Consider the following 13905-nt stretch of genomic DNA (forward strand, 5'->3'; position numbering starts at 1 on the left):
GATGATCGTCCTGACCTTGCCCTGTCTGTTGTGCGTATCGGCGGGGCGGCAATGAGCGGGACGGCTGCTGCCGCGCCGCGCGGCGGGATCGCGCGGGTGTCGCGCCGGGTGATGAACCTCGCCTACATCCTGACCCAGAACGCCCGCCGCCACGGCGATCGCCCCGGCTTCGTCTGGAACGAGAAGGCCTGGTCCTGGCGTCACATCGACCAGAACGTCTCGGCGCTGGCGGCGGCATTGGCGGCGCGCGGCATCGTCAAGGGCGACCGCATCCTGGTGCATTCCAAGAACTGCGACGAGATGTTCTGGTCGATGTTCGCGGCCTTCCGGCTCGGCGCGGTCTGGGTGCCGACCAATTTCCGCCTGATGCCGGACGAGGTCGCCTATCTCGCGGCGGCCTCCGGCGCCAAGGCGTTTCTGTGCCACGCCGACTTCCCCGAACATGCCAAGGCGGCCGCCAATCCCGCGCTCGAATTCGTCTGGCGGATCGGGGAGGAGGGCACGTTCGGCGAGGCGACGCTCGGCGACGTCATCGCCAAGCACGCCGGCGCTGTGGTCGAGAACGTTGCCGTCGACTATGACGATCCCTGCTGGTTCTTCTTCACCTCCGGCACCACCGGCCGCTCCAAGGCCGCGGTCTTGACCCATGGCCAGATGGCCTTCGTCATCACCAACCATCTCGCCGACTTGATGCCCGGCACCACGGAAGAGGACGCCTCGCTGGTGGTGGCGCCGCTGTCGCATGGCGCCGGCGTACATCAATTGGTGCAGACCGCGCGCGGCGTGCCGACCATCCTGCTGCCGTCGGAGAAGTTCGACATCGCCGAAGCCTTCCGGCTGATCGCCAAGCATCGCGTCAGCAACATGTTCACGGTGCCGACCATCCTGAAGATGATGGTCGAGCATCCCGCCGCCGACCAGCACGACCATTCCTCGCTGCGCTACATCATCTACGCCGGCGCGCCGATGTATCGCGAGGACCAGAAGGCGGCGCTGAACAAGCTCGGTGGCGTGCTGGTGCAGTATTTCGGTCTCGGCGAGGTCACCGGCAACATCACCGTGCTGCCGCCCGGCCTGCACGATCCAGAGGACGGGCCGCATGCGCGGATCGGCACCTGCGGCTTCGAGCGCACCGGGATGCAGGTCTCGATCCAGGGCGACGATGGCAGCGAGCTGAAAGCGCACGAGACCGGCGAGATCTGCGTGATCGGTCCCGGCGTGTTCGCGGGCTACTACGACAACCCCGAGGCCAATGCGAAGGCGTTTCGCGACGGCTGGTTCCGCACCGGCGACCTCGGCCACATGGACGAGGAGGGCTTCGTCTACATCACCGGCCGTGCCTCCGACATGTACATCTCGGGCGGCTCCAACATCTATCCGCGCGAGATCGAGGAGAAGCTCTTGACCCATCCCGCGGTCGGCGAGGTCGCGGTGCTCGGCGTACCCGATCCCTTCTGGGGCGAGGTCGGCGTCGCCGTCTGCGTCGCGCGCGAGGGCGCCGAGGCGGTCGCGGAGGCGGAGCTTGCCGCCTATCTCGCGCCAAAAGTGCCGCGCTACAAGATGCCGAAACGCTTCTTCTTCTGGGAGGCGCTGCCGAAGTCCGGCTACGGCAAGGTGCCGAAGCGGCTGATCCGCGACGAACTCGAGGCGCGCGGATTGCTCGAGGTGATCGCCAAATCGACGGGAGCGTGAGGCGATGCGCAGCATCGCCCAGCCTGGCGCTCCGCATCCAGAGCGCATCCAATGGGTCAGCGCGCGCGGCCGCGCCTTTTCATTCGTGCTCGAGGCCGGCATTCCCTTGCTCGAAGCCGTGCGCCGCGGCTTTGCGGCGGAGGGCTTTTGCAGCGGCGTCCTGAGCGCGAAAAGCGGCGCGCTCGGGCCGTTCGCCTATGTGATGCCGGCGCTGTCGAAGGATGGCGTCAACGCTGCGTTCTACAGCGACACGTTCCGTCCCGACGGCGTGACCCGGCTCAAGCTCGCGGCGCTGACCTTCGGCGAACGCGACGGCGCGCCGTTCTTTCATTGCCACGGCCTGTGGACTGAGGCCGACGGCCGTTTCAATGGCGGCCACATGCTGCCGGATGAAACCATTGTCGCCGAGCCGTTCGAGGTGAACGCGTTCGGGATTGACGGCGCGACGTTCCTGGCCGAGGCGGACAGCGAAACCAATTTCAAGCTGTTCGGTCCGGTCGCAGCCGAGCCGCGTGGGGCCAGGACCACGAGCCATGCCTTCGCGCTGCGGCTGAGGCCGAACCAGGATTTTGCCTGCGCGCTGGAAGGCTTCTGCCGCCAGCACGGCATCCTGCGCGCGCGGCTGCATGGCGGCGTCGGCTCGACCATCGGCGCCGTCTTCACCGAAGGCCACAGCGTGGTGCCCTTCGCGACCGAGCTCGCGGTGACCGCGGGCGAGATCGCACCGGACGCGGATGGCCGGCTGCATGCCGAACTCGACATCGCACTGGTCGACTATCTCGGCGGCATCGCCGAGGGACGCCTGGTGCGCGGCGACAATCCGGTGCTGATGACGATGGAGCTGGCGCTGGAAGTGCTGGAGGAGGCGGAGCAGCCGTAGGGGCGGGTGCTTTCTCCCGGCGGTCGTCCTGGCGTTCGCCGGAGCCGATATCGCGCCGCGGCCTCCGCTGTCCCATAACCACAGACATTCGTTGTCGAAGCGAGCTGTGGCTCCAGCGTTATGCAATAATGACCTTCGGTGGTTATGGGTCCCGGGTCGCGCTTCGCTTGCCCGGGACGACACCTAATTTGTTGCGCGATCTGCGAGTCACATATCCGCATTCTCGCGACATGAATTGTCCGAGGCTTGCCGCCTTCGCCGCCCTCTCTTGACCAGGGGGCGCATGGGCCGCTCACCGCCGCTTGCGGACATCGATGTTGATGTCGAGATCGATCTCGCTGACGCAGGTCTGCTCGGTGCGGTGCGATCCGCCCTCGTGCCAAGGACCGTTGCGCAGGCTGATGTCGGTGACGTGAGCGAGCCGCAGGCAGCGCCATTGCGGCAGTTGGCCCGAGCTCGAGCCGGCGAACTGCCAGGCCAGCACGACCTCCTCACCGCTCTTGTTGTGGCCGATGATGTGCGGGCAGAGTTCGCGCGGCCGGCCGTCATAGATGCAGACCGCTTGCTGTTCGTTGAGGATCGCCTTGCGGAAGAGTGCGTAAGACTTGCTGGGCATGGGGCATCCGGCCATCTAGGATTGTTGCGGGCTCTTATCATAAACTGGGCCGCCCGCCATTGTTTCCCCGGATCCGCGCACATGGCCAGACGAAACCGCCCGATCAACATGCCTGCGCCGTATCTGAAGCGGGTCTGGCTCGATCCTGCGCGAATTCCGAACCGCGATGCCTATCCGTTCGTACTGCCGCTGCTGCGCGACGATTTCGAGCTGAGCTTCGACAAGGCGATCACGATCATCGTCGGCGAGAACGGCACCGGCAAATCGACGCTGCTCGAAGGCATCGCCGTGATGGCCGGCTATGATGACGCCGGCGGCGGCAAGGGCTATCGCGCGGTCGACCACGGCAATGCCGTTGAGAAGATGGGCGGCTCGCTTGCGTCGGCGCTGCGTGCCAGCTGGCTACCTAAGATCACGAATGGCTGGTTCTTCCGCGCCGAGAGTTTTTTCTCGGTGGCGCGCTACGTCGACGAGGCCGCGCTGGATGTCGGGGACGTGCCGCCGAACTTCCTGTCCTATTCCCACGGCGAGGGCTTCCTGCGCTTCTTCAACGAGCGTTGCAAGCGGCAGGGCATCTTCATCTTCGACGAGCCGGAATCCGCGCTGTCGCCGTCGCGTCAGGTCGAATTCCTCAAATTGTTGCACCAGATGAACGGCACCGGCCACTGCCAGGTGATCATGGCGACGCATTCGCCGATGCTGATGGCGTATCCGAACGCGACGCTGTTGCGGGTTACCAAATGTGGGCTGGAGCCGGTGGGCCTGAAGGACACCGATCACTACCGGCTGATGCGCGAGTTCTGCGACGACCCCAAGGGGTTCGTCGAGGCGGCGATCGAGGACTGAGACCACCGCCCGGCAGGCTTGCCTCCCGGGGAAGCCGGCGGGTGCGAGTTCGCTCTGGTGCAAGAAGCAGGTTGCCGGTCTAGTCTAGAACCTCCAATCATAAACTGCGGCATGCGCCAGGCGGCGCAGGGCCGACACACATCGGGAGAGGACCAAGGATGAGGCGGACGATCGCACGGACTTTCGTGGTGGTGGCGGCATTGGCCGTATTGGGGGCCGCCTGGGCCCATGGGCCGACCCGCCAGAAGGTGCGGGAATCCATCGAGATCGATGCGCCGCAGGCCAAGGTGTGGGCGGTGATTGGCAATTTCCAGGACATGAGCTGGCTCGCCGGCGTCACCAAGACCGAGGGTGAGAAGGGCAACGAGATCGGCGCCAAGCGGCGGCTGACGCTCGGGCCGGGCGCCACCGTCGACGAGGAGCTCTACAAATACGAGCCGGAGATGATGAGCTATTCGTACCGGATCACGGCGGTCGACGTGAAGGTGCTGCCGGTCACCAATTATTCCTCGACGCTGACGGTGTCGCCGGCGCCCGACGGCAAGTCGAAGCTGGAATGGAACGGCGCGTTCTATCGCGGCTTTCCCAACAACGACCCGCCGCCGGAGCTGAGCGACGAGGCCGCGGTGAAGGCGGTGAGCGGGCTCTACAAGGCCGGGCTCGAAGCGCTGAAGAAGAAGATCGAGAGCGGGACCTGAGCGTGCGCGCGATTGCGCTCGTCGCGCTGCTTGCCAGCCTCGGCGCCGCGCGCGCCGAAGAGGCGTTCGTCACCAACCAGCTCAGCGACGACCTTACCGTGGTCGATCTCGCGACCTCGAAGCCGGTTGCGACCATCGCGATCGGCGGCAAGCCCGCCGGCGTTGCTGTCAGCAATGACGGCCGCTTCGCCTATGTGACCAGCCCGGATGCCAAGGCGGTCACGGTGGTCGACGCGTCGGCGCGAAAGGTGGTGGGCCGGGTCGATGTCGGCGGCGGGCCGCTCGGCATCGCGGTCGCGCCCGACGGCGCGATGGTCTATGTCGCCGACTGGTACGCCGCCGCGGTGCGGGTGATCGATGCCAGAGAGCGGCGTGTCGTCGCAAGTATCGCAGTCGGTGCATCGCCGTCCGGGCTGGCGGTGACACCGGATGGGCTGCTGCTGCTGTCGGCGGATCGCGACGATGACAGCGTCTCCATCATCGATACCGCCTCGCGCGAGCGGAGGGGGATCGTGAAGGTCGGGAGTCGGCCGTTTGGTGTCACCATCGATGCCGATGGCAAGCGCGCCTACACCGCCAATGTCGGCACCAACGACGTCTCGGTGATCGACATCGCGACCGCCCGTGAGATCGGCCGCGTCCATGTCGGTCTGCGCCCCTATGCGGTTGCGCTGGCGCAGGGCCGCGGCTTCGTCACCGATCAGTATGACGGCAAGGTCAGCGTGTTCGACCTCGCGACGTTGCAGCCCGTGAAGCGGATCACGGTCGGCGATTACCCCGAAGGCATCGAGGCGACCGCCGACGGCAAGCGTATCCTGGTCGCGAACTGGGAAAGCAACACGCTGAGCATGATCGACGCCGCCGAGCTGAAGGTGATTGGCGAGGTCAAGGTCGGCGACGGCCCGCGCGCGTTCGGGGCGTTCCTCAGACGGACGGAGTAGGGGGAAGGTGCGTGGGGTGTCCCAAAATATCGAAAACAACCCCATGCAAAGGAGCAGGCTGCCGTCGAGACTCGGAAAAGCGACTTGACGCGTCGGGCAAATCAGCGGTACGTTTTTATTATTCCGAAATTGTGCAAGCGTCCGCCGCCGCAGGATAGAGCCAACCGGCCCCTGCGGCCTGTCGCCGAGCCGCGCCCCATTGGCTCGCCAGCGCGGCAGGCATATACTATCGGGCAAATAAGCGGAACACAGGGAGGATGCCATGCATCATACCTTGGTGCCCAGTGACCGGGTCGAGCATGTCTGCGTCTTCGGGCGCGATGGCGCCAAGCTCGGGTCGATCGAGCGGCTGATGCTCGACAAGGTGAGCGGAACGGTGGCCTATGCCATCATCAAGACCGGAGGCGTGCTGAGTACCCACCACCACTATCCCGTCAGATGGACCGCGCTGCGATTCGATCCTGTGCGGCAGGCCTTCGAGGCCGAGGTGACGCTGGATGATCTGCGGTCAGGACCCTCCGAATTCGACGGCGACGAATTCGACTGGGGCGACCGCTCGCGATCGTACACGCACCCGAACTATTGGGCGGTGTAGCAGAGCGGTTGAGAGACCGTAGCCCGCATGAGCGAAGCGACATGCGGGAGCGGTCAACTTGCTCGGCTGATAGACCCCGCATATCGCTCCGCTCATGCGGGCTACTAAGTCAGGCACATGCCCCAATTCAAGCCCGCAGGCTGGCCTTCCGTCATACCGCGAATTGTCACCCGCGACCTCACTGGCTTGGCCAGATTTCTTCGAGACGTTTTCGATGCGCAGGGCGAAGTCCGCTCCGGCGCGCCAACGGAAATCCGGATCGGAGACTCGATCATCCTGATCAGCGACGGCGGAGGCGTCCGCGAGGCGATGTCGGCCTTTCTCTACGTCTATGTTCGAGACGCGGACGAGACCTATCGGCGGGCGATCGCGGCAGGCGCTGAATCGATCGAGCCGCCTGCGGATACGCCCTATGGCGACAGACGCGCGATGGTGCGGGATGCCTGGGCCAACGTCTGGCAGATCGCCACCTACCGTGGGAGCTAAGTGTGTAGCCCGCATGAGCGAAGCGATATGCGGGACCGGTCACATTGTTGGCCGCGAGAGGCCCCGGATATCGCTTCGCTCATCCAGGCTACTTGCTACGGGCCTGGTCTGCTCGAAGCAGCCACATGACCTGGTCGCGATATCTGAGGGGAAATGCAACCGAAAGCGGATGGTCTTTCGATCCTGACATTTTGCGAGCAGCGTCATTCAGTATCGCAACGTAGGTCATCGCGTTCGGCAGGTCGCCAACCAGCGGCACATCAGCATGCATTACAAGCACGGGACCGTGCGGCAACCACGAGAGATCGCGGATACATTCCTCGAACCTATCCCAATTGCTCCCAAAGTAACCGGGAAATTCGAGCTGTGCAGCGAGCGTGGCCAAGAGCGCCGCTTTGCTCGTCACATTTTCAAGGATGCTGGCGCGCACCGCTGCAGGGGACGACGCGCCCTCATCTTCGAACGAGATGAATGTTTGCGGCTCGCTCACCCGGCCTGTGTCACTCCGCCGCCTCGCTCGCTGAGCTCTTCCTCGGCTTGCTGTTCGCCTTCTTAAGCACCGGCGCCAGGAACTTGCCGGTGTAGCTGCGCGGGGCCTTGACGATGTCCTCGGGCGGGCCCCAGGCGACGATCTCGCCGCCGCCGTCGCCGCCTTCGGGGCCGAGGTCGATCACCCAGTCGGCGGTCTTGATCACTTCGAGATTGTGCTCGATCACGACCACCGTGTTGCCCTGGGCGACCAGCTCGTGCAGCACCTCGAGCAGTTTTGCGACGTCGTGGAAGTGCAGGCCGGTGGTCGGCTCGTCCAGGATGTAGAGCGTGCGACCGGTGGCGCGCTTTGACAATTCCTTCGCCAGCTTGACGCGCTGGGCTTCGCCGCCCGACAGCGTCGTCGCCTGCTGGCCGACATGGATGTAGTCGAGGCCGACGCGGTGCAGGGTCTGGAAGGTCTCGCGCACGCGCGGCACCGCCTTGAAGAACTCGGCGGCTTCCTCGACCGTCATGTCGAGCACGTCGGCGATGCTCTTGCCCTTGAACAGGACCTCCAGCGTCTCGCGGTTGTAGCGCTTGCCCTTGCAGGTGTCGCAGGTGACGTAGACGTCCGGCAGGAAGTGCATCTCGATCTTGATGACGCCGTCGCCCTGGCAGGCCTCGCAGCGGCCGCCCTTGACGTTGAAAGAGAAGCGCCCGGGCTCGTAGCCGCGCGCCTTCGCCTCCGGCAGGCCGGCGAACCATTCGCGGATCGGCGTGAAGGCGCCGGTATAGGTCGCGGGGTTGGAGCGCGGCGTGCGGCCGATCGGCGACTGGTCGATGTCGATGATCTTGTCGATGTGCTCGAGGCCCTCGATGCGGTCGTGCGGCGCGGCGCCTTCGCTGGCGTTGTTCAGCTTGCGGGCGATGGCGCGGTACAGCGTGTCGATCAGCAGCGTCGACTTGCCGCCGCCGGAGACGCCGGTCACGCAGGTGAACAGGCCGAGCGGGATTTCGGCCGAGACGTTCTTGAGGTTGTTGCCGCGGGCGTTGACGACCTTGATGGTGCGCCGGTGGTTCGGCGGCCGCCGGTCGGGCACGGGCACCGACAGCTCGCCGGTGAGATACTTGCCGGTCAGCGATTTCGGGTTGCGCATGATCTGGTCGGGCGTGCCTTCGGCGACGATGTGGCCGCCATGCATGCCGGCGCCGGGCCCGATGTCGAGCACGTAATCGGCAAGGCGGATGGCGTCCTCGTCATGCTCGACCACGACCACGGTGTTGCCGAGGTCGCGGAGTCTCTTGAGGGTGTCGAGCAGGCGGGCATTGTCGCGCTGGTGCAGGCCGATCGACGGCTCGTCCAGCACGTAGAGTACGCCGGTCAGGCCCGAGCCGATCTGCGAGGCGAGGCGGATGCGCTGGCTCTCGCCGCCGGACAGCGTGCCGGAGGAGCGTGACAGCGTCAGGTAATTCAGGCCGACGTCGAGCAGGAAGGTGAGGCGCTCGCGGATTTCCTTCAGGATGCGCGCGGCGATCTCGTTCTGCTGCGCGTTCAGCGCCTCCGGCACCGTCTCGAACCATTCGCCGGCGCGCTTGACCGAGAGCTCGGAGATCTCGCCGATATGCTTGGCCCCGATCTTGACGCACAGCGCCTCCGGCTTCAGCCGGTGGCCGTTGCAGCCTTCGCAGGGCACGTCGGAGAAATACTTGCCGAGCTCCTCGCGCGCCCACTCGCTCTCGGTTTCGCGGTAGCGGCGGTTGATGTTGGTGATGACGCCCTCGAACGGCTTCTTGGTGTCGTAGGAGCGGACGCCGTCCTCATAGGAGAACTTGATCTCGTCGTCGCCGGAGCCGTGCAGCAGCGCGTTCTGGACCTTCTTGGTGAGGTCCTTCCACTTGGTGTCGAGCGTGAACTTGTAGTGCTTGCCGAGAGCGGTCAGGGTCTGGATGTAGTAGGGCGAGGACGATTTCGCCCAGGGCGCGATCGCGCCCTTGCGCAAGGTCAGCTCCTTGTCGGGGATGACCAGGTCCTCGTCGATATGCTGCTCGACGCCGAGGCCGCCGCAGGCCGGACAGGCGCCATAGGGGTTGTTGAACGAGAACAGGCGCGGCTCGATCTCGGGGATCGTGAAGCCGGAGACCGGACAGGCGAACTTCTCCGAGAACAGGATGCGCTCGGGACCGCTCTTGTCGTGGATCTTCGCGGTCTTCTTCTTGTCCTCTTTCTTGTCGTCCTGGGCGGCCGCCGCCGGCGCATCGGCGTATTCGATCACGGCGAGGCCCTCGGCGAGCTTCAGCGCGGTCTCAAAGCTTTCCGCGAGGCGCTGGGCGAGGTCGGGGCGCACCACGATGCGGTCGACCACGACGTCGATGTCGTGCGGGAATTTCTTGTCGAGCGCGGGCGCCTCGGACAGTTCGTAGAAGGTGCCGTCGATCTTGACGCGCTGAAAGCCCTTCTTGAGGTACTCGGCGAGCTCCTTCTTGTACTCGCCCTTGCGGCCGCGCACGACCGGCGCCAGCAGATAGAGGCGGGTGCCTTCCGGCAGCGCCAGCACGCGGTCGACCATCTGCGAGACGATCTGACTCTCGATCGGCAGGCCGGTGGCCGGCGAATAGGGCACGCCGACGCGCGCCCAGAGCAGGCGCATGTAGTCGTAGATCTCGGTGACGGTGCCGACGGTCGAGCGCGGGTTCTTCGATGTGGTCTTCTGCTCGATCGAGATCGCCGGCGACAGGCCGTCGATCTGGTCGACATCCGGCTTCTGCATCATCTCGAGGAACTGGCGCGCATAGGCCGACAGCGATTCGACGTAGCGGCGCTGGCCCTCGGCATAGATGGTGTCGAACGCGAGCGACGATTTGCCGGAGCCGGACAGCCCGGTGAACACCACGAGCTTGTCGCGGGGAATCTCGACGTCGATGTTCTTCAGATTGTGTTCGCGCGCGCCACGGATCGTGATGGCGCGCGATGAGGAGCTGGCGTTCTGTTGGCGCTTCGCCTTGAGCACTTCATCCATAGCGACAGTTCCGGGCGCATGCTTGGCGCCTTTTGGGCGCGCATCGCCGGTGATGCCGGGACCTTGCGCCGATGGGGTGTGAAGACTGGAACGTAGGAAGAACGGTGGACAATTTCCAGTGCTGAGTCGCGTCCATCAACGGATAGTTTGCCTGATGGCAGCAGCCGTCAGCAGCGCCGGTTCCGCTAGAGCCGTTTCCCGCTTCGATGGGATCGGAACGGGAGCTCTGGATTCCTGCTGTGACGCGTTTTCTTGACACGAACCGGAATCCACTTCGCTCGAAAACGCGCTTACGCAAAAAGGCCGGCGCTAGGCCGGCCTTTCAGTGCGATCTGACCGCCGATGGCGGTTAGTAATTCGCTCAGTACTTGTCTCAGTACTTGGCGACGATCGGGCCGCCGAAGTGATAGTTGACGCCGAACTGGGCGCTGTGCAGCTCGAGCGTACCGGACGGCACGCCGAAATAGTTCTCGCTGTCGAGGCTGCGATACAGGTATTCGCCCTTGATCGACCACTGCGGCGCGATGAACGCCTCGACGCCGGCGCCGACGGTCCAGCCGGAGTGAAAGTTGCTCTGCGAGGCGGTCACGCCGAGCGCGGTGACGCTGACCTCGTTGTTGGCCCAGGCGTAACCGCCGGTGCCATAGAACAGCACCTTGTCGACGGCGAAGCCGAGGCGGCCGCGCACGGTGCCGAGCGAGTCGATCTTGCTGCGGGCGGTGACGCCGAGCGCGGAGACCGATGCGTCGATGTCAGCGCCTGCGGCGTCGACCTCGAGGCCGTACACGATGTTGCCGGCTTGCCAGTTGTAGCCGATGGTGCCGCCGCCGAAGCCGCCTTCCATGCTCGGGGTGCCGGAGTTCTCGCTGGCGTAGCCGCCGAAGCCACCGACGTAGAAGCCGGTCCAGTTGTAGATCGCGGCCGGCGGCGGAGCCTTCACGTAAGGCGCGCGTGCCGCCATGTCGGCGGCCATTGCCGGTGCAAAAGCGCTCAGTGCAAACATGCCGGCCGAGGCCAGCAAAACAGTCCTCATTTTCAAAGTCCCAGTCCCATTTTCTTGTTGTCCCTTCAGATATCTTGAAGAGAGCGTCACAGCAGTGTCGCGTGACGTGCTGGTGCTTCTACAGAGAAATGCCGGAACGTGTGTATCCGCGAAACCACAACGCACCGAAAACGGCCCCCGGTGAGGTGCGCGTGCACACGCAACGAAAAAGCCGGCGCACAAACAGGCGCGCAAACAAAAAGGCCGGCGCGAGGCCGGCCTTTCGTCTGGATCAATCGGCCTGGCGCGATCAATAGCGCGCGACGACCGGACCACCCCACTTGTAGTTCACGCGGACGGTAACGAGGTCGACGTCCTGGCGATCGCGGATGGTGCTGTTCAGCGTGCCGTTGGGGGCGATCAGGTTATAGGTCTTGTCCTGCATGAACAGGTGGTCGTATTCGATGCCCGCGGTCCAGTTCGGCGCGAAGCCGACCTCGATGCCGGCGCCGACGGTGCCGCCCCAGCGGGTGTCGCTGGCGCTGCCGACCAGCACGCCGGTTGGGGTGAAGTAGGTGTTGAAGCGGTTGTCGGTCAGCGCCGCGCCGCCCTTGGCGTAGAGCAGCACGTTGTTGACGGCGTAACCGATCTGGCCGGTGAACAGGCCGAACGCGTCGATCTTGGACTGGTTGGTGAACAGGCCCGGGAAGATCGCGCTGTTGTTGCTGCCCTTCAGGTCAGCCCAGTCGCCCTGCGCTTCGAGGCCGAACACCCAGGCGCCAGCCTGCCAGCGATAACCGATCTGGCCACCGGCGACGCCGCCGGTTGCATCATGGCAACCATCTGATGCGAGGAAGATGCCGGCCGGGAGCTGGTCCCAGCAATTGTGGCTCGAGCCCCAGCCGCCGTTGGCGCCGATGTAGAAGCCGGTCCAGTCATAGATCGGGGCAACCACGGGCGGCGGCGCCTTGGTGTACGGGCGCGCAGCGAGATCGGCAGCCGCGGCAGGCGCAGCAAACGCAATCAGAGCAACCGTACCGAGCAAAAACTTCTTCATTATCAATCCCCCAGCACCCCGATCGGCTTCCAAACGGTCCCGAAGCACGATCCCAGACGCGAGCGCCCGCGCCATGGTTGGAGCTATACGCTGATTCAACCGCAAACGCAGTCTCCCAAATGCAACACTCGCGGGAGAAGTATCGATAAGGCAAGCTGCTGATTTGTTTGTTGTTTTCCTAAATCTTGCTGCCGAGCGTCGGCCTGCACCGAGATCGACTGCCGCTCCGACGGCACTGGCCGCTTCTACGGATGGTTGTGGCGAACAAAACTGGAACGACGCCGGATCCGATGCTATATCTCGAATATCGTGGATAACCGGCGCGACGGCAAAGGCGGCGAGCCGGCACCGGCGTATAGGGTCATCCACGACGCCTGCGACGTAAGTGGCGAAGGTTGAGAGTGGCGGCCGAATGTCCGGACGCCCGGTTTTTGAGTGGAGATGATGCGATGGCGGGAAGCGTGAACAAGGTGATCCTGGTGGGAAACCTCGGCAAGGATCCGGAAATCCGGCGGACGCAGGACGGCCGTCCGATCGCAAACCTTTCCATCGCCACCTCGGAAACCTGGCGCGACAAGGGCACCGGCGAGCGCAAGGAAAAGACCGAGTGGCACCGCGTCGTGATCTTCAACGAGGGCCTCTGCAAGGTCGCCGAGCAGTATCTGAAGAAGGGCGCCAAGGTGTACATCGAGGGGCAGTTGCAGACCCGCAAATGGACCGACCAGAGCGGCGTCGAGAAGTACTCGACCGAAGTCGTGCTGCAGGGCTTCAACTCCAACCTCACCATGCTCGACGGGCGTGGCGGTGGGGGCAGCAGCTTCTCCGATGATGGCGGCAGCGATTTCGGTTCGGCCGGACCGGTCAGCTCGGCGCCGCGCCGCGCCGTCGCCGCGGGTGGTGGCAGCAGCCGCAACAGCGACATGGACGACGACATCCCGTTCTGAGCAGCGGTCGCGCTTCCGTCGATTCCGTCAGGCGCCGTTCCGTGAAGATCATTTCCCGGAACGGTCGTTGCGATCGGCACCAGCAATTTCCTCGTGTGGAATATGAGGATAACCCGGTAACTCTCTGTCAGAACGTCGGTGGTTCGACGTAAAGGGATGCGGGTTCCCTGGACTTTGACACAGCCTGATGTAAATGATATTTACATTGGCCTGCGGCATTTGATGCTTGGCCGCGAGCTTCACCCGAGGGCCGGCCATCATGAGCCTCGCGCCATTGCTCGACACCGCGCCTGCGATCCCGCTCCACGCCTTTGCCGCGATGGCCGCCTTCGTGCTCGGCTCCATCCAGCTCGCCGCCCCCAAGGGCACGCTGCCGCACCGGACCCTGGGCTGGATCTGGGTGATCCTGATGCTGGTGGTCGCCGGAAGCTCGTTCTGGATCCATCAGATCCAGCTGGTCGGTCCCTGGAGCCCGATCCACCTGCTGTCGATCTTCTCGCTCGCCATGCTGGCGCTCGGCGTCACGGCCGCACGGAGCCACAATGTCCGCCGCCACAGGTTCATGATGATCGGCATCTTCTTTGGCGCACTGCTCATCGCCGGACTGTTCACCTTCATCCCCGGGCGGATCATGCACGCGGTGGTCTTCGGCCACTGACGGGAGAGACAAGTAGCGAATG

At 64.7% G+C, this 13905-nt stretch carries 14 protein-coding genes; 9 read left to right on the forward strand and 5 right to left on the reverse strand.

Going from position 1 to position 13905, the window contains the following annotated elements:
* The first annotated feature begins 51 nt into the window (after positions 1-51).
* Entirely contained in the window at positions 52-1692 is a 1641-nt protein-coding gene (locus ACVI1L_RS34155) for an acyl-CoA synthetase (RefSeq protein ID WP_456784910.1), read from the forward strand.
* A gap of 4 nt (positions 1693-1696) precedes the next feature.
* The gene (locus ACVI1L_RS34160) at positions 1697-2572 is read left to right on the forward strand and encodes a DNA-binding protein (protein ID WP_253590296.1); all 876 of its coding nucleotides are present in this window, start codon (positions 1697-1699) and stop codon (positions 2570-2572) included.
* A gap of 292 nt (positions 2573-2864) precedes the next feature.
* Here the strand turns inward: ACVI1L_RS34160 and ACVI1L_RS34165 are convergent, their stop codons facing one another.
* Positions 2865-3188, reverse strand: coding sequence for a hypothetical protein (locus ACVI1L_RS34165; RefSeq protein ID WP_057018517.1), 324 nt, complete (start codon positions 3186-3188; stop codon positions 2865-2867).
* Between the two features lie 81 nt (positions 3189-3269).
* Here ACVI1L_RS34165 and ACVI1L_RS34170 point away from each other — a divergent pair, with 81 nt between their 5' ends.
* The 5 genes from ACVI1L_RS34170 (at position 3270) to ACVI1L_RS34190 (ending at position 6754) form a co-directional block, all read left to right on the forward strand.
* Entirely contained in the window at positions 3270-4034 is a 765-nt protein-coding gene (locus tag ACVI1L_RS34170) for an AAA family ATPase (protein ID WP_456784911.1), read from the forward strand.
* 158 nt (positions 4035-4192) lie between these two features.
* The gene (locus ACVI1L_RS34175; RefSeq protein ID WP_456784912.1) at positions 4193-4732 is read left to right on the forward strand and encodes an SRPBCC family protein; all 540 of its coding nucleotides are present in this window, start codon (positions 4193-4195) and stop codon (positions 4730-4732) included.
* Positions 4733-4734: 2 nt separating this feature from the next.
* Positions 4735-5673 carry a YVTN family beta-propeller repeat protein gene (locus ACVI1L_RS34180; protein ID WP_456784913.1) on the forward strand — a complete coding sequence of 313 codons (939 nt, stop codon included), beginning with the start codon at positions 4735-4737 and terminating at the stop codon, positions 5671-5673.
* A gap of 262 nt (positions 5674-5935) precedes the next feature.
* A complete protein-coding gene (locus ACVI1L_RS34185; RefSeq protein WP_141340418.1) occupies positions 5936-6268 on the forward strand; it encodes a PRC-barrel domain-containing protein in 333 nt (110 codons plus the stop codon).
* Between the two features lie 186 nt (positions 6269-6454).
* A complete protein-coding gene (locus tag ACVI1L_RS34190; protein ID WP_456784914.1) occupies positions 6455-6754 on the forward strand; it encodes a VOC family protein in 300 nt (99 codons plus the stop codon).
* Between the two features lie 88 nt (positions 6755-6842).
* Here the strand turns inward: ACVI1L_RS34190 and ACVI1L_RS34195 are convergent, their stop codons facing one another.
* The 4 genes from ACVI1L_RS34195 to ACVI1L_RS34210 form a co-directional block, all read right to left on the reverse strand.
* Positions 6843-7244, reverse strand: a complete 402-nt coding sequence (locus tag ACVI1L_RS34195) for a barstar family protein (protein ID WP_456784915.1) — start codon at positions 7242-7244, stop codon at positions 6843-6845.
* Between the two features lie 10 nt (positions 7245-7254).
* The gene (uvrA, locus tag ACVI1L_RS34200; protein ID WP_456784916.1) at positions 7255-10242 is read right to left on the reverse strand and encodes an excinuclease ABC subunit UvrA; all 2988 of its coding nucleotides are present in this window, start codon (positions 10240-10242) and stop codon (positions 7255-7257) included.
* A 373-nt stretch (positions 10243-10615) separates the two neighbouring features.
* Positions 10616-11275 carry an outer membrane protein gene (locus ACVI1L_RS34205; protein ID WP_076828598.1) on the reverse strand — a complete coding sequence of 220 codons (660 nt, stop codon included), beginning with the start codon at positions 11273-11275 and terminating at the stop codon, positions 10616-10618.
* A gap of 259 nt (positions 11276-11534) precedes the next feature.
* Positions 11535-12281 (reverse strand): outer membrane protein, encoded by a 747-nt coding sequence (locus ACVI1L_RS34210; RefSeq protein ID WP_076828596.1) that lies wholly within the window; start codon positions 12279-12281, stop codon positions 11535-11537.
* Positions 12282-12730: 449 nt separating this feature from the next.
* Between ACVI1L_RS34210 and ACVI1L_RS34215 the strand changes: the two genes are divergently transcribed.
* Positions 12731-13225, forward strand: coding sequence for a single-stranded DNA-binding protein (locus tag ACVI1L_RS34215; RefSeq protein WP_057018508.1), 495 nt, complete (start codon positions 12731-12733; stop codon positions 13223-13225).
* A gap of 259 nt (positions 13226-13484) precedes the next feature.
* Positions 13485-13883, forward strand: a complete 399-nt coding sequence (locus ACVI1L_RS34220; RefSeq protein WP_456784917.1) for a DUF2306 domain-containing protein — start codon at positions 13485-13487, stop codon at positions 13881-13883.
* Positions 13884-13905: the final 22 nt, after the last annotated feature.

This window comes from Bradyrhizobium sp. USDA 4516, from assembly GCF_054055915.1.